This window comes from Halomonas sp. SCS19, from assembly GCF_040147015.1.
Classification (GTDB): domain Bacteria; phylum Pseudomonadota; class Gammaproteobacteria; order Pseudomonadales; family Halomonadaceae; genus Halomonas; species Halomonas litopenaei.
The window spans coordinates 2,546,611-2,565,095 of record NZ_JAMSHN010000001.1 but is presented as its reverse complement, the minus strand read 5'-3'; the positions used below and the strand labels follow the sequence as shown (position 1 = coordinate 2,565,095).

The 18,485-nt window shown below is 65.5% G+C and carries 18 protein-coding genes; 8 read left to right on the top strand and 10 right to left on the bottom strand.

Translation table 11 applies throughout. From position 1 onward, the window contains the following. Window positions 1-58 precede the first annotated feature (58 nt). The 8 genes from NFH97_RS11255 to cuyA form a co-directional block, all read right to left on the bottom strand. Complete coding sequence (locus tag NFH97_RS11255; RefSeq protein ID WP_108449223.1) at window positions 59-1,111, bottom strand: YeiH family protein; 1,053 nt, start codon at window positions 1,109-1,111, stop codon at window positions 59-61. A gap of 205 nt (window positions 1,112-1,316) precedes the next feature. Next, on the bottom strand, window positions 1,317-2,057 hold the full coding sequence (cuyB, locus tag NFH97_RS11250) for a cysteate racemase (protein ID WP_222517095.1): 741 nt from the start codon (window positions 2,055-2,057) through the stop codon (window positions 1,317-1,319). A 30-nt stretch (window positions 2,058-2,087) separates the two neighbouring features. Continuing rightward, a complete protein-coding gene (locus NFH97_RS11245) occupies window positions 2,088-3,368 on the bottom strand; it encodes a TRAP transporter large permease (RefSeq protein WP_222517096.1) in 1,281 nt (426 codons plus the stop codon). 3 nt (window positions 3,369-3,371) lie between these two features. Beyond that, a complete protein-coding gene (locus NFH97_RS11240) occupies window positions 3,372-3,929 on the bottom strand; it encodes a TRAP transporter small permease (protein WP_108133479.1) in 558 nt (185 codons plus the stop codon). Window positions 3,930-4,015: 86 nt separating this feature from the next. Continuing rightward, window positions 4,016-4,999: a TRAP transporter substrate-binding protein gene (locus tag NFH97_RS11235; protein ID WP_052704426.1), complete on the bottom strand. Its 984-nt coding sequence runs from the start codon at window positions 4,997-4,999 to the stop codon at window positions 4,016-4,018. A 44-nt stretch (window positions 5,000-5,043) separates the two neighbouring features. Further along, on the bottom strand, window positions 5,044-6,276 hold the full coding sequence (locus NFH97_RS11230; RefSeq protein ID WP_222517097.1) for a DegT/DnrJ/EryC1/StrS family aminotransferase: 1,233 nt from the start codon (window positions 6,274-6,276) through the stop codon (window positions 5,044-5,046). A 22-nt stretch (window positions 6,277-6,298) separates the two neighbouring features. After that, window positions 6,299-7,615 carry a histidinol dehydrogenase gene (gene hisD / locus NFH97_RS11225; protein ID WP_348814922.1) on the bottom strand — a complete coding sequence of 439 codons (1,317 nt, stop codon included), beginning with the start codon at window positions 7,613-7,615 and terminating at the stop codon, window positions 6,299-6,301. Between the two features lie 69 nt (window positions 7,616-7,684). After that, window positions 7,685-8,728: a D-cysteate sulfo-lyase gene (cuyA, locus tag NFH97_RS11220; protein ID WP_261395581.1), complete on the bottom strand. Its 1,044-nt coding sequence runs from the start codon at window positions 8,726-8,728 to the stop codon at window positions 7,685-7,687. 189 nt (window positions 8,729-8,917) lie between these two features. Here cuyA and NFH97_RS11215 point away from each other — a divergent pair, with 189 nt between their 5' ends. Further along, the gene (locus NFH97_RS11215; RefSeq protein WP_108133476.1) at window positions 8,918-9,820 is read left to right on the top strand and encodes a LysR family transcriptional regulator; all 903 of its coding nucleotides are present in this window, start codon (window positions 8,918-8,920) and stop codon (window positions 9,818-9,820) included. A 37-nt stretch (window positions 9,821-9,857) separates the two neighbouring features. Here the strand turns inward: NFH97_RS11215 and NFH97_RS11210 are convergent, their stop codons facing one another. After that, the gene (locus NFH97_RS11210; protein WP_231498696.1) at window positions 9,858-10,604 is read right to left on the bottom strand and encodes a UTRA domain-containing protein; all 747 of its coding nucleotides are present in this window, start codon (window positions 10,602-10,604) and stop codon (window positions 9,858-9,860) included. A gap of 317 nt (window positions 10,605-10,921) precedes the next feature. On the opposite strand from NFH97_RS11210, the gene NFH97_RS11205 reads away from it, so the two are divergent. From NFH97_RS11205 to NFH97_RS11175, 7 genes are all read left to right on the top strand, one after another. Beyond that, on the top strand, window positions 10,922-11,998 hold the full coding sequence (locus NFH97_RS11205) for an ABC transporter substrate-binding protein (RefSeq protein ID WP_349623010.1): 1,077 nt from the start codon (window positions 10,922-10,924) through the stop codon (window positions 11,996-11,998). Window positions 11,999-12,130: 132 nt separating this feature from the next. Then, on the top strand, window positions 12,131-13,000 hold the full coding sequence (locus tag NFH97_RS11200) for an alkaline phosphatase family protein (protein ID WP_108133475.1): 870 nt from the start codon (window positions 12,131-12,133) through the stop codon (window positions 12,998-13,000). After that, the gene (locus NFH97_RS11195) at window positions 12,997-13,830 is read left to right on the top strand and encodes an ABC transporter permease (protein WP_349623011.1); all 834 of its coding nucleotides are present in this window, start codon (window positions 12,997-12,999) and stop codon (window positions 13,828-13,830) included. The genes NFH97_RS11200 and NFH97_RS11195 overlap by 4 nt, the downstream gene beginning before the upstream one ends. Continuing rightward, window positions 13,817-14,665, top strand: coding sequence for an ABC transporter permease (locus NFH97_RS11190; RefSeq protein WP_108133473.1), 849 nt, complete (start codon window positions 13,817-13,819; stop codon window positions 14,663-14,665). The genes NFH97_RS11195 and NFH97_RS11190 overlap by 14 nt, the downstream gene beginning before the upstream one ends. Beyond that, entirely contained in the window at window positions 14,662-15,810 is a 1,149-nt protein-coding gene (locus NFH97_RS11185; protein ID WP_349623012.1) for an ABC transporter ATP-binding protein, read from the top strand. The genes NFH97_RS11190 and NFH97_RS11185 overlap by 4 nt, the downstream gene beginning before the upstream one ends. After that, window positions 15,807-16,547, top strand: a complete 741-nt coding sequence (locus tag NFH97_RS11180; RefSeq protein WP_349624814.1) for an HAD family hydrolase — start codon at window positions 15,807-15,809, stop codon at window positions 16,545-16,547. The genes NFH97_RS11185 and NFH97_RS11180 overlap by 4 nt, the downstream gene beginning before the upstream one ends. 67 nt (window positions 16,548-16,614) lie before the next feature. Beyond that, a complete protein-coding gene (locus NFH97_RS11175) occupies window positions 16,615-17,523 on the top strand; it encodes an NAD(P)-dependent oxidoreductase (protein WP_349623014.1) in 909 nt (302 codons plus the stop codon). Window positions 17,524-17,567: 44 nt separating this feature from the next. Here the strand turns inward: NFH97_RS11175 and NFH97_RS11170 are convergent, their stop codons facing one another. Beyond that, window positions 17,568-18,479, bottom strand: a complete 912-nt coding sequence (locus tag NFH97_RS11170; protein ID WP_349624813.1) for a LysR family transcriptional regulator — start codon at window positions 18,477-18,479, stop codon at window positions 17,568-17,570. Window positions 18,480-18,485 lie beyond the last annotated feature (6 nt).

Here is an 18,485-nt window from a genome sequence, read left to right as displayed (position 1 = left end):
ATCAGGGACCTTATTGTGTTTTATTGGTGTATTAGCGAGAACAGCGTTTCATCGCCGCTCAGCTACCCAGCCCACCGAAGACCACCACCCCCAGCACGATGGCCAGCAGCAGCAGGGTCTCCAGCACCATCAGGATGACCGGCTTCCAGCCGACCACCGCGAGCTTCTGAAAGGAGGTCTTGATGCCCAGGGCGGCGATGGCGGTGACAAGACACCAGCGCGACAGCGTCGACAGTCCTTCGTTCACGCTGTCGGGAATCAGCCCCAGGCTGTTGATCAGCACCAGCGCCACGAACCCCACCAGGAAGCCAGGCAGCATCGGCACCTGGCGCTTTCCCTCGCTGTTGCGCGAGGCGCGATAGAGCCAGCTGAAGATCATCACCACCGGCACCAGCATGGCCACACGCACCAGCTTGACCAGGGTCGAGACGTCGCCGGTCTCCTCCGAGATGATGTACCCCGCCCCGACCACCTGGGCCACGTCGTGGATGGTGCCCCCCAGGAAGATGCCGGCCTGGGTATTGGCAAGGTCGAGCACCCCCACCAGCAGCGGGTAGGTCACCATGGCCACCGTCGACAGCGTGGTCACGCCCACCACTGTGAGGATGGTGTTGCGCTCGCTGGTGTCGTTTTTCGGCATCACCGCCGACAGCGCCAGCGCCGCCGAGGCCCCGCAGATCGCCACGGCACCACCGGTCAGCAGGCCCAGATCACGGTGCAGGCCAAGCGCCCGGGCCAGCAGCCCCCCTGCGCAGATCACCAGTCCCACCGCGGCGAGCACCGTCAGCACCGGTCCAAGCCCCAGGTCACCGACTTGCTCGAGGGTCATGCGTGCGCCCAGCAGCGCCACGCCAAGGCGCAGCACGGTGCGCGCGGCAAACTCGATCCCCGGCAGGCAGCGTCCCTCTTCGCTCAAGAAGTGCAGCGACATGCCAAACAGCAAGGCGTAGAGCAGGGTCGGCCCACCGTAGTGATCGGCGATAAAGGTGGTGGCCAGGGCAATGGTCACGCACACCAGCAGTCCTCGCCCGATCGGGCTCAGGGACGCCAGTCGACGGCTTAGCCGCTGTCGCGAGGTCGCCGTCGAGGGGGAAGAAGAGGGTGAGGTCATGGGACGACTCCGGATCGTGAAAACGAGCGACCCCGGTCCTGCCGGATGAGGCCGGCGGACGAAGGCGTCTCTTTGGTGAACGGGACAGGAAGATCGACGTGCTGGCGGCGCTCGACGCCGCCCTGTTTCAACCTCTGTGCAGTGCTCTCGTTACAGCGCTCTCGTTACAGTACTCTCGCTTCAGCGCTCGACTCGGTTCTCCGAATCAACCGCGCGGTGCCTTTCCGGTGGCCTCGGCGACCACGTCTTCGGCCAGCACCTGTACGGTATCGATGATCGGCACGCGACCATCGAGCGCATCGCGGATCACCGAAAGCTCAGTACAGGCCAGGACCAGCACGTCGGCACCACGCGCCTGGACATCATGGGCGGCCTCGATGAAGGCGGCACGGGTGGCGGGCGCGCGCCCGGCACCACGCTTGACCGCTCGGATCACGTCGAGCACGCGATCCTCGTTGTCGGGATAGACCAACGACAGCCCCCTTGGCTCGATGAATCCCTCGTAAAGACCAATCTTGCGAAGCGCCGGCGAGCACAGCATGCCCACCCTGGCCCCCGGCATCTCGGCGGCGACCCGGTCCAGGGTGCGCTCGACGATATGCCACACCGGAATGTCCACCGCCTGCTGGGCGGCCGACCAGTAGTAGTGGGCGGTATTGCAGGGCATGACCAGAAAATCGCAGCCTGCCTGCTCGAGTCGTCTGGCCATGGCAGCAATGGCAGGCGCCGGTGACTCGCCGTCACCGTCGATCAGCGCCTTGATCCGTGATGGCACCTTGGGATTGTTGTCGACCAGCATATGCACGTGGTCGATATCGTCCTCGCCGGGCGTCACCTCGATGACCTTCTGCATGAAGGCCACCGTGGCGTCCGGTCCCATGCCGCCCAGCACGCCGACCATCGTATGGTCGGCGATTGTTGCGGAGTTATCGGTGGAAAGCGTCATAGCGGGTCCTTTGACGAGTGATGACCGGTATCAGAAGCCGAGAAGGTTGGGCAACCACAGGCTGAGCTGCGGGAAGAAGGCCAGCAGCAAGGCGATGACCACCATGGAACCCACCAGCGGCAAGGCGCGCACCGAAATCTTCTCGATGGAGACATTGGCGATCGACGAGCTGATGAACATGTTCTCGCCCAGCGGCGGCGTCGAGAAACCGATGCCCAGGCTGACCACCAGCACGATGCCGAAGTGCACGGGATCGACGCCGAGCTCCACCATCACCGGCAACAGCACCGGCGTGACGATCATGATGGTTGCCAGGATCTCGATGAACATGCCGACGATCAGGAGAAAGCCGATCACCAGAATCCACACCAGCCACAGGCTGTTGGTGATATCCAGGATGCCCTGGGCGATCATCGCCGGAATGTGATTCTCGACCAGGATGCGGCCGAAGGCGGTGGCGGTGAACATGATGATCAACACACGCCCGGTCAGCCAGGTGGTGCTCTGGAAGGCCTCGTTGAGCCCGCGCAGCGACGACTCCTTGTGGATGAAGACACCGACGAACAGGGCGTAGAAGATCGAGACCACGGCCGCCTCGGTGGGCGTGAACATGCCCGAATAGATGCCGCCCAGGATCACCACCGGCGCCATCAGCGACCAGAAACCATCCTTGAGCACCGCGACCACCCGCTTGCGATCGTAGGAAGTTCCCTCGGTCTGGTAGCCGTTGCGCTTGGCGGTGATGTAGTTGGCCACCATCAGGCCCGCCCCCAGCATCACGCCGGGGATGACGCCGGCCATGAACAGTGCAGAAATCGACTCGTTGGCGGTGACGCCATAGATCACCAGCGGCATGCTGGGCGGAATGACCACCCCGAGACCACCAGCGGTGGCGGTGATCGCCGCCGGGTAGCTTCTGCCGTAGCCGCGCTCGATCATCGCCGGTATCACCAGCATCCCCACCGCTGCGGTAGTAGCAGGTCCCGAGCCCGAGATCGCGCCAAAGAACATGCAGGCCATCACCGCAGCGGCGCCTAGCCCACCAGCGGCGGGACCGGCCAGCTCCTCGGCGATCAGGATCAGGCGTCTGGCGATACCGGCATCCCCCATCAGTGCGCCAGCCAGGATGAACGACGGCAAGGCCATCAGCGGAAACGAGTTGATGGCCGAAAAGGCCAGCTCGATCAGCGAACTGAGATCGTCGCCGTTGAGCACATAGACGGCCATCGAGGCCACACCGAGAGAGACGACGATAGGGGTGCCGAAGAACAACAGCCCGGCAAACATGGAAAACAGTACGGTTGCGGCCATGGCTTAGCCCTCCGCCTTGGACGACGTCTTGCCGTCGCTGTAGTGGCTCGTTTCCTCGGTGATCCTGGACACTTCCTGAGCGTCCACGTCACCTGGCTCGATGCCCTTGAACAGCTTCAGGTACTGCACCTGCAGCACGCGAAAGGCCATCAAGGTAAAGGCGATGGGGAAGACGAAGTAAACGTAGGCCAGCGACCAGCCCAGGGCCGGCGAGTCATAGGGGAATTCCAGCAACAGCCCGATCAGATCCAGGCTCTTGTAGGCCAGCACCAGACAGAAGGCGACCCAGATCAGATCCACCAGCAACAAGAGGGTATTGGCCACCTTGCGTGGCATCAGCTTGATATGGGTCTGCAGACGGTTATGCGCGCTCAAGTGGGCGGCGTGGGCGGCGCCCAGAAAGACGAACCAGACGAAGGCGTAGCGCGCGAGCTCTTCGATCCAGGCCATGCCGATGCCCAGGGTGACGCGCATCACCACCTGAACGAACAGCAGAATGACAAAGAGCCCGAGCAGAAAGCGGCAGGCGTAGTCTTCGATATAGTTGAGTTTGGCCAGCATGGAGGCCTCCTTCCCGACGGGAATGCAGCAGCGATGACAACAAGACCCGGGCGGCGGTCAGCGACCGCCGCCCGCGGCGACAACGATCAGTGACCGAGCGCCGCCTGCATTTCCTCGAAGGCTTCCTGGCCACCGATGTCCTCGTAGAACTGCGGCCACACCTCTTCCTGGGCGATGCGGATCCATTCATCCTCATCTTCCAGGGTGGCCACCTCGACCCCTTCGGCTTCCATGGCAGCGCGCGCCTCGGAGGCCTTGGTCAGCTGGAACTGCAGCGCGTACAGCTGCGCCTCCAGGCCGGCGCGATCGATGATCGCTCGCTCCTCGTCGGACAGACGCTCGTAGCTGCGCACCCCCATCACGATGGGCTGCAGCGAGTACTGGGCGTGAAGTTCGGTGAGGTGGTCCTGCACCTCGTGAAACTTCATGGTGCTGTTGACGATGTAGGGGTTGTCCTGGCCATCGATCACGCCCTGCTGCAGGCCGGTGAAGACCTCCGGCCAGGACATGCTGATGGGGCTGGCGCCCCAGGCCTCGTAGCTGGCCAGCATGATCTCGTTCTGCGGCACGCGAACCTTGAGTCCCTCGACGTCGGCGAGGGTCGTCACCGGCCGCTGGGAGTTGGTCAGGTGACGGAAGTTGGAGTACAGCCAGCTGACGATGTGCACACCGGCCTCTTCCTCGGCGATGGTGTTCCACCGATCGGCCAGGGGGCCGGTGGTGGCCTTGACCGCATCGGCGTGGCTACGCAGGGCATAGGGCATGGTCAAGGCGCCCAGACGCGCTGCGTAGGGCGTCAGGTTGCCGACACCGACCAGCGCAAAGTCCAGCTTGCCGATGCGGGTGTCCTGGATCATGCCGGTCTCGGAACCGAGCTGGCCGCCGGGGAACAACTCGACCTGCATCTCGCCGTCGGACAGCGATTCGACCAACTCCTCGAAGCGCTGGGCCAGGGCCCCCTGGTCGGAGTCCATGGGATCGCCCATGCCGACCTTGAAGGTCTTGGCCTCTGCGGCGGTGGCAGTGGCTGCCATGACGATGGCGGCGGTAAGTAGAGTCTTCTTGAACATTATTGTCACTCCGGATGTCTTGTTATTGCGTCGTCAGACGTGGCTCAGCGAGAGCCGAGCGCCTTGTCGGGTGTTGCCTCGGGGGGCTGCACCGCCTCATCCATGGCGGCGCTCATCAGCGCGACGATGTCGTCGCAGTCTGCTTGATCGAAGGTCAGCGGCAGGCGCAGGTCACACAGGGTGGCGAGTACTCTGTCGGCGATCGGCAGCGCACGTGTGCCGGCCAGATAACCCCAGCTGTCGTAGCGGCTGGTGTAGTCCTCCGGCAAGGGTTTGCCATACCACTTCAACGGAATGCCGCGGGCCTCGCAGCCCTCGACAAAGCGCGCAATGGTGTCGGCGCCCAGCGCCGGCAGGCGGAACTGGATGGAGCTGCCGACGAAGTCCTCCCTGGCGGGCCGGTCAATCAGGCACACCTCGGCGATATCTCCAAGACGCTGCTCCATGCGCCGATACAGCGAATTCCAGCGCGTCTTGCGGTGCTCCATCTCGGCCAGCTGAGGACGCAGGATGGCCGCCCGCAGATTGTCCATGCGGCCACTCATGTTGGGTGTCATCAGACGCGTCTCGGCGAAGCTTTCGGGCGCGGGTGCGGCCAGGTGCCGATCGAACAGCATGTAGGAGCCGGACAGGATCACCGCACGCCGCATGACCTCGGCATCGGCTGTGGCCAGAAGTCCGCCCTCTCCGGAATTGATGTGCTTGTAGGTCTGGGTGCTGAAGCAGCCTGCCTTGCCGAAGGTGCCGCTGGGTCGGCCATCGTAGGCCGCCCCCATGGTGTGGGCACAGTCTTCGATCAGCACGATGCCGTGGGACTCGCACACCGCGACGATGGCGTTCATGTCGCCGATATGGCCGCGCATGTGCGACAGCACAAAGAAGCCGGCACCGCTCTCGCGAGCGGCGCGATCCAGGTCGCCGGGATCGACGGTGGTATCGTCCAGGATGTCCACCAGTACCGCCTCGCCCCCTGCCGCGACGATACTGCCGGGCACCGGCGACAGGGTGAAGGCGTTGCACAGCACCTTGTCGCCGGCCTCGAGTCCGCAGGCGCGCAGCGCCAGCTGCAACGCATAACCGCCGGAGGCGCAGGCCAGTGCGTAGTCGACACCCAGGCTCGCGGCGAACTCGGACTCCAGCAGGGCGGTCTCACCGGCCTCGCCTTCGGCCAGGTTGTAGCGATGCAGGCGACCGCTCTGGAGCACGGCCACCGCCGAGGCGATGGCGTCGTCAGAGATGGCTTCCTGCTGGGTGAAGGATTTGGCAAAACGGCGCATGGCAGGCTCCTTCGCTTGCGACTCAGTAACGAGCCTGACGGTGAACAGGGAAATCCCACTCCTGCTCGGGGAAGTACTTGGCCAGGCGCCAGTCACAGGCCCGGGCGTGGCCTTCCATGCCCTCGGTGCGGGAAATCCGGGATCCCACCGCGCTGAAGGTCAGATTGGCCTCGACGCTCAACTGCTGGGTGGTCAGCACCTTCATGAACTTGTGGACATTGAGTCCACCGGAGTAACGCCCGGCGCGCTTGGTCGGCAGGATATGGTTGGTACCGGAGCACTTGTCACCGTGGGTGACGGTGCTGCCCTCCCCCAGAAACAGCGAGCCATAGTTGCTCAAATGCTGCTTCCACCAGTCCAGATCCTCGCACAGCACCTGCAGATGCTCGCAGGCGTACTGATCGCTGATCGCGACGATCTCCTCGCGGCTGTCGCCCACGATGACCTCACCGAAGTCGCGCCAGGCAGCGTGAACGATATCCGCGTTGGGCATGTCGTCAGCGACTTTCGGCAGAATCTCCATCACTTCGCGGGCGATCGCTTCGCTGGTGCTGAACAGCCACACCGGTGAATTCGGGCCGTGCTCGGCCTGGGACACCAGGTCGACGGCGATGGTCATCGGGTCGGCGGATTCGTCGGCGATGATCGCCGACTCGGTGGGGCCGGCAAACACATCGATACCCACTTCACCGAACAGCAGGCGCTTGGCTTCGGCCACGTAGGCGTTGCCGGGACCGACCAGGATGTCGGCCTCGCGGCCACCGAACAGACCGAAGGCCATGCTGGCCATGGCGTGGACGCCGCCCATCTCGAGGATCATGTCGGCGCCGGCCACATGCATGGCGTAGGCCACCGCCGGGTTGATGCTGTCGCCCCGGGGCGGCGAACAGGCCACCACGTGTTCGACACCGGCGGCCTTGGCGGTGGCCACGCTCATCAGCGCCGAGGCGGCGTGAGCGTAGCGGCCGCCCGGCACATAGCAGCCGGCGCTGTGTACCGGCAGCACACGCTGACCGAGCAGCACGCCCTCTTCGGTCTCGATCTCGAAGGAGGTCAGGCTGTCACGCTGGGCCTCGGCAAAACGGCGGATCTGGCGGTGGGCGAAGTCGATGTCGTCCTTGACCGACTGGGGCACGCTGTCGATCAACTGACGCCGCTTGTCGTCGCTCAACACAAAGTCGCCGGTCCAGCCGTCAAACTTCTCGGCGTATTCGCGCACGGCCGCCTCGCCGCGGGCACGAATATCCTCGAGCATGCCACGCACCGCTTCCGTCACGCGCTGGTCTTCGGCGGCAACGCCAGCGGCGGCCTCCGCCGTCTTGAGATGACGAATGGTCATTGTTGTCTCCGAATAACGTCGTCGAGGGCGCCCGAACTCAGCGGGCGCCTGCCCTGAAGCGCCCTGGGCCTAGCCCTTGTAGTCGGGGAAACCGAAGGTATCGGGATAGCCGAACAGCGCAACGGCGCCGCCGGTGTGCAGGAAGACGACGTTCTCGTCCTGCTTGAAGTGGCCCTGGCGGATCAGGTCGATCAGCCCTGCCATGCCCTTGCCGGAGTACACCGGGTCCAGAAGGATGCCTTCGTGACGGGCCAGCAGGGTGACCGCCTCGATCATGCTGTCGGTGGGCACACCGTAGCCCTCACCCACGTAGTCGCAGTTGGCGACCACCTGGTCGCGGCTGACGACGCCGGACAGGCCGAGCTTGGCTTCGGTCTTCTGGGCCAGGGCAAAGACGTTGGCTTCCTGCTTGTCCTTCGGCGCGCGAACGCCGATGCCGAGCACCGGGATACCGGCGTTGCAGGCGCTGAGGCCGGTGACCAGGCCCGCCTGGGTGCCGGCGCTGCCGGTGGCGTGGACCAGATGATCGATGCGCAGACCCATGTCGTTGGCCTGGGCCAGAAGTTCCAGGGCGGCATTGACGTAGCCCAGGGCACCGATCTCGTTGGAGCCGCCGCCGGGGATGATGTAGGGCTTCTTGCCTTCACTCTTCAGACGATCGGCCAGGCCTTCCATCTCGGCGGCCATGTCGGCACCGCCCGGGCGCTTCTCGACGCTGGCGCCGTGGAGCTGATCAAGGAAGACGTTGCCGTTGTAGTTGTAGTTGGGGTCCTCGCTGCCGGTGCGGTCTTCCAGCAGGATGTGGCACTCGAGCCCCAGCTTGCAGGCGGCGGCCACGGTCTGGCGGGCGTGGTTGGACTGGGTGGCGCCCTGGGTGATGATGGTGTCGGCGCCCTGTTCCAGGGCGTCGGCCATCAGGAATTCAAGCTTGCGGGTCTTGTTGCCCCCGGTGGACAGGCCGGTGCAGTCGTCGCGTTTGATCCACAGCCGCGGACCGCCGAGCAGCTTGCTCAGGTTGTCCATGGGCTCCAGCGGAGTGGGCATATGGCCGAGACGGACACGGGGAAAACGGGACAGGTGCATACGGGCCTCCAGGCGAGTCATTGTTGGCATTGGCGTGCTCTCTTGACGACCTACGTCGAAAGACACAGCAGGCCTGAAGGCCTGCCCTCGAGCGATCGCTTCCAAGTTAAGCCTCGCCTGGAACATGAGACCAATGCCAAGTTGCTCGCCAGCTGTTAAATTTTTGCATAGCCACTGCTTAGCCCCGGCCGCCACCCACTAAGGCAGACCAAAACACCAATGAAGATCGAATGGATAGAGGATTTTCTCGAGCTTATCGAAGCGGGCACCTTTTCCCAGGCGGCCGAACGGCGCCACGTCACCCAGCCGGCATTCTCGCGCCGTATCCGCCAGCTGGAAGAATGGCTGGGGGTGGCGCTGATCGATCGCAGCGCCTCGCGCCTGGAGTTGACCGCCCACGCGCGGGCGTACGAGCCCCAATTACGAGAGTGGCTGGCACGCCTTTACGCCATGCGCAGTCGTCTCAGAAGCGATGCCCGCCAGGGGCCCAGGGCCATTCTGACCACCCAGCACACCCTGACCGTCAGCTACCTGCCGCGCCTGTTGCGCCACCTGCGTCATCACGCGCCTGAGGTGGGACTGCAGATCACCTCGTCCGACCGCAGCCAGTGCATCCACGACTTCGAGCAAGGCAAGGCCGACCTGTTGCTGTGTTCGGAGCTGGAGGGCGCCCCCCTGTTCAGCGGCAGCGACAGCGTCGAGCGGCTGTCACTGGGCGTTGAACGGCTGTTGCCGGTGTGCGCATCGGATCATCACGGTGGTCTCATGCACGAACTCGAGGAAGGTCAACGACTGCCCTTGATCGGCTACGATCCGGACAGCTTTCTTGGCCAGGCCCTGGCGACGCCTTACCTGCTCGATGCCCAACGCCACTACGAGATCGAACTGGTCTGCGAGACCGCCTTCACCATCGGCATTCGCCAACTCGCCCTGGCCGGTCTCGGCATCGGCTGGCTACCCCACGGGTTGATCGAGGAAGACCTCGAGAGCGGCAAGCTGATTTCCTTGCAGGAAATCCTCGGCGGCCCCTCTCTGGAAGTGGCCTGCTATCGCCATCGCGACGAAGCGGCAGTGGCAGCCCCCCTGTGGCACCTGCTGGAAGAACGCCCTCCCGCGGTCTAGCACTCCCCTGCAGTTCGAAGCCCCTCGATCTCGCACCTCAAACTCCCTGAGGGGCGGCGGAAAGCGTCAGCTCGATGGCGTCGTGGCGCCAGTACTCATCATCACAGTCGATGGCACGGCCGTTCTGGTCGTGGTTGATGCGGGTGATGCGCTGGGCGGGGCTGCCGCGTACCGCGTTGAGCGCGCTGGCGGCGTCGCTGGAAAGTACACAGGTGCCGAGCTCGTAGCTGACCCGCCCGACCCGGATGCCGTACTCGCGGCGGTAGAGCTCGGTCAGCGATTCCCGCGCCAGATCGAACTCCAGAATGGCGGGAAAGCAGCGCGGCAACAGATGGTGTTCCACGTAGAGCACCCGGCGTTCGTCCACCAGCCGGGCACGACAGATGCGGTAGACGCGCTCGCCTTCGGCGAGTCCCAGCCGGCGGGCGACCGTGACGGGCGCGATCACTTCCTCGGCACTGAGCAACAGGGTGCGGGCGCTGCGCTGCTGGGATCGCACCATCTCGTGAAACGGCAGGCAGGCCAACAGGTCATAGCGTAGCCGTGGCGGCGACACGAACCAGCCGCGCCGATTCTCGCGATACACGCAGCCCTCCGCCTCCAGCTCATTGAGTGCCTCGCGCAGGGTGATGCGGGTGGTCTGGAGGCGCGCCATCATGTCTCGCTCGCTGGGCAGACGGCGATCGCCCCGTGTCGAGGCCAGACTCAGCAAGGGCGCAAGACGCTCGCGCAGGCGATGGGAGGGGGAGGCGTCGTGCGAGGTGTCGTCAGGGACAGTAGGCAAGGCGGACTCTCGAAGCTCTGACCAGGATCGCCGCCGGGCAGTATCCGGCGGCGTCCAGCTTTCTGGTATAGACCAAAGAAGGTTCAACGTAATTTCAGCAGTCTAGTGGCAAGCCGGTGACAACGCGATGACAGTGCTCGAACGAGTCGGGTTTTTCGTCCTTTACCTAGCTCATATGGACTGAGACGAGACTGCCACGCAACTGACACGAGGCTGTCACGCTAGCTCCTTAGGGTGATCGTCAACGGGAACTGATCTAGACCAGAAAGGCGCATCGGTTTCCGTCGACTTCTCGCCCCTGACCCGGAGACCCTCTCGTGATCGTCACTTCTCTGCGTTACCCGACCCTGACCGCCCTGGCCTGCGTTGGCCTGCTGTCCACCGCCGCCCAGGCAAACACCGCCGAGCTTGAGTCACTGATCGAGGCCGCCAAGCAGGAAGGCCGCGTCGACAGCGTCGGCATGCCCGACACCTGGGCCAACTGGAAGGACACCTGGGCCGACCTGGAAAGCGTCTACAGCCTGGCGCACACCGATACCGACATGAGCTCCGCCGAGGAAGTCGCCAAGTTCAAGGCCGAGGGCGAGAACGCCACCGCCGATATCGGCGACGTCGGCTTCGCCTTTGGTCCGATCGCGGTGCAGCAGGGGGTGACTCAGCCCTACAAGCCCACCACCTGGGACGAGATCCCCGACTGGGCCAAGGACGACGATGGCCATTGGATGCTCGGCTACACTGGCACCATTGCGCTGATGATCAACAAGAACCTGGTGGAAGAGGACCAGCGCCCGAGTTCCTTCACCGACCTGCGCGAGGGTGACTACTCGGTATCGGTGGGCGCCGTGGGCCAGGCTTCCCAGGCCAACAATGCGGTACTCGCCGCCGCCTACGCCGCCGGTGGCGACGAGGGCAATCTGGCCCCGGGCCTCGAGCTGTTCGCCGAACTGGCCGAGCAGGGCCGACTGTCGCTGGCCGACGTGTCCATCGCCAACCTGGAGAAGGGCGAAGTGGAAGTGGCCCTGCTGTGGGACTTCAACGCCTTGAACTACCGCGACCAGATCGACCGTGACGCCTTCGAGGTGGTGATCCCCTCGGACGCTTCGGTGACCTCCGGCTATGCCACCATCATCAACACCCACGCCCAGCACCCCAACGCCGCCAAGCTGGCCCGTGAGTACATCCTGTCCGACGAAGGGCAGTTCAACCTGGCCGAGGGCTACGCTCGCCCGATCCGCGCCGAGCACCTGACCCTGCCCGACGACATCGCCGCCAAGCTGCTGCCCAACGAGCAGTACGCCAGCGCCCGTCCGATCCAGGACTTTGCCGCCTGGGAACAGAGCGCCAAGGTGCTGCCGCGCCAGTGGCAGTCCGAGGTGCTGATCCACCAGCAGTGATCAAGCGCTGAGGACAGCGCCGCTACGTCGATCGACCGCTGAAGACAGTGCCCAAGTGGCCTGTCTTCAGCGCATTCCACGTCTTATCGCGACAGCGCCGCGCCCTGTATTGCCGCGCGGCCGGGAGTCATCATGACCAGACCCGTCATACTGGTGGTGCTGGACGGCCTCAATCACGCCGTCGGCCATCACGCCATGGGCCACTTGAGCGCCCTGGTAGAGGCCGGACGCGGCTACACCACCCACCTCGACTGCGAGCTGCCGGCCATGTCTCGGCCGCTCTACGAGTGCCTGCTGACCGGCGATCGCCCGGTGGACTCCGGGGTAGTGCACAACGACATCGTGCGCCGGTCCCATGGCATCAGCCTGTTCGACCTGGCCCGCGGCCAGGGCCTTGCCACCGCTGCGGCGGCCTATCACTGGGTCAGTGAGCTCTACGTCAAGGCGCCCTTCGAGCGCACCCGCGACCGTTTTCTCGACGACCCTGCGGCGGCCATCCAGGCCGGCATCTTCTACTGGCAGGACCACTATCCGGATGATCACCTGTTCAGCGACGCCGAGGCCCTGAGGCAACGCCACGCGCCGGACTTCCTGCTGGTTCACAGCATGAACATCGACGATACCGGCCACCGTCACGGCGGCGACTCGCCCCAGTACAGAAACGCCGCCCGCCACGCCGACATCGCCCTGGCCGACTACCTGCCAGGCTGGCTGGCCGACGGCTGCCAGGTGATGATCACCGCCGACCACGGCATGAACGCCGATCGCTCCCACTCGGGCCTGCTGGAAGAAGAACGCCGGGTGCCGCTGTGGCTGTTCGGCGACGCCTTTGCCGACCCCGCCGGACGGGTCATCCGCCAGACCCACCTGTGCGGCACCCTGGCAAGCGTCCTCGGGCTCTCCCACGACAAGCCCTGGCATCCCGAGTTGCTGGCCGCGTCCAGCAGCGCAGGCGTCGCATCCACCGCGAACGCCACCTGCAACGAGGAGGCCGGCTCGTGAAGGCGCCCCTACCGGCCTGGCTGTGGCTTGTGCCTTTCGCCGTGATATTCACCGCCTTCCAGCTGGCGCCGATGGCCTGGGTCGCGATCAGTGCCTTCAACGTCAACGGCGACTGGGGCCTTGGCCACTTTCAGGAGATCGCCCAGTCGGCGTTCTTCCGCCAGGCGATCTGGAAGAGCCTGACCATCTCGCTGGTGTCCAGCGCCATCGGCCTGGTCATCGCCACCCTGACCTGCCACGCCCTGGTGCGTTCCGGCGGACGCCTGAGGCGAGCGATGATCGCCTTCACCAACATGACCTCCAACTTTGCCGGCGTGCCGCTGGCCTTCGCCTTCATCATCCTGCTGGGGGCCAACGGCGTGCTGACCCTGGCGCTTCAACGACTCGGCATCATCGAGGACGTGCGTCTTTACTCCACCGGCGGGCTGATCGTCATCTACACCTGGTTCCAGATTCCGCTGGGCATCCTGCTGCTGTTCCCGGCCTTCGCCGGCCTCAAGGCCGAATGGCGTGATGCCGCCAGCCTGCTCGGCGCCGGGCGCATCGCCTACTGGCAGCGCATCGGCCTGCCGGTGCTGTGGCCGGCCCTGGCCGGCACCTTCACGGTACTGTTCGCCAACGCCATGGGCGCCTACGCCACCGTCTACGCGCTGGTCAACACCAGCTACAACCTGATGACCATTCGTATTGCCAACCTGGTGGCCGGCGACCTGTTCCTCGAGCCCAATCTGGCAAGCGCCCTGGCGCTGATTCTGGTGATGCTGCTGGTGCTGGTCACCCTGGTCCAGCAGTGGCTGTTGAGACGGAGTGCACAGCATGGCTCACGCTGAAACCCTGCCGGCTCACAAGAGCCCGACCGCAGCGCCGCTGTCGGCGACCTTCAACCCCTACGCCTGGATCGTCGGCAGCGTCTTCGCGGTGCTGGCCCTGCCGCTGGTGGCGACCCTGGGTTACGCCCTGGCCACCCGCTGGGGCGCGACCCTGGTCCCCGATGGCCTGACCCTGGCCTGGTTCGTGGAGCTATGGACCACCCCGCGCTTTGTGGCGGCCTTCGCCCGGTCGCTGGCTGTCGCCGTGGGTGCCCTGGCGCTGTCGCTGGTGCTGGTGATGCCGGTGGCTTTGCTGGCCCACACCCGCTATCCGTGGCTGGACCGCTGGATGAACACCCTGATCCTGATGCCCTTCGCGGTGCCCCCGGTGGTGTCCTCGGTGGGGCTACTCAAGCTCTACGCTGGCGGCCCGCTGCCGCTGGTGGGCACCCCCTGGATCCTGATTCCCACCTACTTCACCATCGTGCTGCCGTTCATGTACCGCGCCATTGCCAACAGCCTGCGTGCGGTGGACGTGCAAAGCCTGATGGACGCCGCCCAGCTGCTGGGTGCCGGGCCGCTTAAAGCCTTCTTTCTGGTCATCCTGCCCAACCTGCGTGGCGGGGTGCAGATCGCCATCTTCCTGTCGTTTTCGTTCCTGGTCGGCGAATTCGTCTTCGCCAACATGCTGGTGGGCACCCGCTTCGAGACGCTGCAGGTCTACCTCAACAATATGCGCGGCGCCAGCGGCCACTTCACCAGCGCCCTGGTGATCACCCTGTTCGCCTTTACCCTGATCCTGACCTGGCTGGGCAATCGCCAGGCCGAGCACACCATCACGGAGGCCACACGATGATGGCTGCCACTACACCTGCCACCCAGCGCGCCGCCCCGTCCACGGTCCCGTCCACTATCCCGTCCTCGGTCCAGACCACGACCCCGTCCGCGCCAGGCCGCCAGGAAAGCGGCAACGCGGTCTCGCTGAAGGGGCTGGCCAAGCGCTTCGGCGAAACCTCGGTGTTCGCCGACATCGACGCCGATATCGAGCATGGCGAGTTCATCACCCTGCTGGGGCCGTCCGGCTGCGGCAAGTCGACCCTGCTGCGGGCCATCGCTGGGTTGACCTCGCTGGACGCCGGCAGCATCCACATCGGCGGTGACGACATCACCCGCCTGCCGCCCCAGCGGCGCGGGGTCGGCATGGTGTTTCAGCACTATGCGCTGTTTCCCAACCTCAAGGTCGCCGACAACGTCGCCTTCGGCCTGCGCATGCAGAAGGTCCCCGGTGACGAGCGCGCGCGCCGGGTAGACGAGGTGCTGCGCCTGGTCGAGATGCAGGACCAGGCGCACAAGTTTCCCCACCAGCTGTCGGGCGGGCAATGCCAGCGGGTGGCACTGGCACGCTCGCTGGTGGTGGAACCCAAGGTACTGCTGATGGACGAGCCGCTGTCGGCGCTGGACGCCCGCATTCGTCGACATCTGCGCGACCAGATCCGCGAGATTCAGAAGACCCTCGGCCTGACCACCCTGTTCGTGACCCATGACCAGGAAGAGGCCATGTTGATGTCCGACCGGGTGTTCCTGATGCACCAGGGGCGGATCCTGCAAAAGGACACCGCCGAGGTGCTCTACACCCGGCCCCGGGACGAAAACGCCGCCGGCTTCATGGGCCACTACTGTCTGCTCGACGCCGTCGAGGCCGCGCCACTGCTGGGCTTTCGCAGCCAGGCCGGTCGTGTCGCGCTGCGCCCCGAGGCGCTCTATCTCAGCGTGCAGGGCCGCCCTTTGGGTGGCGAGCGGCCGGCGCGGGTGGGACCGGGCGTCAGCGGTCGTGTGCGTCGACATCGCCTGCTCGGTAACATCGTGCGCTACGACATCGACTGCGAAGGCACCAGCCTCGCCGTCGATACCCTCAATCGCTCCGCCCGCAGCCTGCTGCCCGCCGGCTGCGAGGTGACGATCCACGTCGATCTCGACGAGGTTCAGGAGCTGGATGCATGAACGACCTGACGAGCCCTGTCACCATGACCACTGACGCCTGCCACGGCGATGCCGCCAAGGCCCCCGACGCGCCCATGACCCTGGCCCTGTTCGACCTCGATGACACCCTGCTCGACGGCGACATCACCGGACTATGGAGTCAGTGGCTGATCGATCTCGGCTGGATCGAGGACGGCGACGCCTACCGCGCCGCCTTCGCCGAACACATGGCCGCCTACGCCGCCGGAACGCTCGACATGGAAGCCCATCTGGCGCTGTTGCTGACGCCGCTGGCCGGCCGCAGCGAGGCCGACGTCAGGCAACAGGTCGACGCCTTCCTCGAGGCCAAGGTGGTGCCCCGGCTCTTCCCTCAGGGCCACGAACGCCTGGCCTGGCACCGTGACCAAGGCCATCGGGTGGTGATCATCTCGGCCTCGCCGATCCACGTGGTCGGCCCGCTGGCCGAGCGCCTCGGTGCCGATCAGGCGCTGGCCACCGCTCTCGAACTCGACTCCCGCAGGCGCTACACCGGCAAGGCCGAGGGCATCCGCACCTTCCAGGGCGGCAAGCTCGAGGCGCTGCGCGAGTGGCTGGCCGAGCACACCCCGGTGGAGAGCTTCGGCTACTCCGACTCGCGTAACGACCTGCCCCTGCTGGAATTCGTCGACCGTCCCTTCGCCATCAACCCCGACTCGACGCTTGACGCCACCGCCCGCGAGCGCGGCTGGCCGGTACAGTGGTGGCGGCAGGTCGACTGAGCGTGGAGGCACCGGGCGGAAGAGGTTAGGCTGTTACCTACTTTCTAATCTACAACGAGCCGCCCGTATGACCTCTCCTGCCACCATCGCCCTGCTGGGCACCGGTATCATGGGCCTGCCCATGGGCCGTCATCTGATCCGTGCAGGCTTCCCCCTGCGTGCCTGGAATCGCAGCATCGACAAGGCAGCCCCGCTGGGCGAACTTGGCGCCACTCTGGCCGAGACACCCATCGAGGCAGCGGCAAACGCCCAGGCGGTGGTGATGATGGTAAGTTCGGGCGCGGTATGCGAGACGCTGCTGTTCGGCGACGACGGCATCGCCCGTCAGTTGTCTCCCGGTACCCTGCTCATCGTGATGTCGACCATTGGCCACAGTGAAGCAATCGCCTTGGCCGAACGCTGTCGCGAGCTTGGCCTTGGCTGGGTGGACGCCCCGGTCTCCGGCGGCGAAAAGGGCGCGCGCGAAGGATCTCTTTCGATCATGGCCGGAGCAGACGCCGTCGATTACGACAGGGCAAAGCCCATTCTCGAGGCCATGGGCCATCCCCTGCATATTGGCTCGGCAGGCAGCGGCGCCCTGGCCAAGCTGGTCAATCAGTTGACGGTGGCCAGCACCATCGCGGCGGTGTCGGAAGCCCTGGTGCTGGCCGAAGCCGGCGGCGCCGACCCCGCCAAGGTGCGCCAGGCCATGCTGGGGGGCTTCGCCTACTCGCGGATTCTCGACCAGCATGGCCAACGCATGCTGGACGGCGACTTCGCACCCGGCGGACCGGCCAGGCATCAGCTGAAGGACACTCGCGCCGCCTGCGACGTCGCCCGGGAACTCGGCCTCGACTTGCCGCTGCTTGAGTTGACCGACCGCCTGTTCGGCGATCTGGTCAACGCAGGTGGTGCTGACCTCGACCACAGCGCCCTGCTGCTCGAGGTCCGGCGACGCAACGGCATGGACGCCGGCGAACTCGACCGCAACGGCTGACGGACGGCGAGCCCGCCTGGCGTTATCGGCTATTGGCTGAACGGCTATTGGCTGCTCGGCGCATGGCCATCCTGCCCCTGCCCCTCCTCCAGGCGCTCGACGATAAAGGCCGCCATGGCAGCGGCGGCCGGCGACAGGCTGCGACCGGCCAGGCGCACCAGGCCCACCTGGCGCTCCACCACCGGGCACTCCAGCGGAACGAACCTCAGCCGCTCGTACTCCTCGGCAAACGCCAGTCGCGGCAGGGTGGTGATGCCGAGCCCCGCCACCAGGCTGGCGGTCAGCGAGATCATGTTGGAGATGAAGAAGGTGGGACTTGCCAGCAGCGCCTCGGCCTCGGTGCCCTCGAGCAGCCGCGAGGTGCCGTTGCCGATCAGGGTCTCGCCGGCAAGCTCGCGCCAGTGCAGGCTCGCACGATCAGCGAAGGGATGGTCATCACGACACACCACCCCTACCTTGTCGCGCAGCAAAGGGGTGAACGCCAGGGCGTCGTCAGGCTGCCACAGGCTTGAAAGCCCGATATCCACCTCACCTCCCAGCACCTGCTCGCGCACGAAGTCGGCGTTGCCATCGTGCAGCGCCACGCGGATGCCCGGATAACGCTCGACGAACTCCGACAGCAAGCTCGGCATCAGGCGGCTGGCCACCGACGGTACCGCCGCCATGTCCAGATGCCCCGCCTGGCGCTCGACCTGGGCGAGCAGGTCGCGGCTCAGGCGATCATGCTGGAGGATCAACTCACGAAAGCGCGGCACGCAGTACGCGCCGAAGGGGGTGAGGCTGGCCTGGGCACCCTTCTCGAACAGCGCCTCGCCAAGCCGCACTTCCAGCTCGCGCACCGCCATCGACACCGCCGGCTGGCTGCGGTGAAGCTGGCGCGCTGCGGCGTGAAAGCCGCCATGGTCGACGATCGCCAACACGTAGCGCAGCGGTTGGATCTTGAGGTCGGGGAGCATGGCATT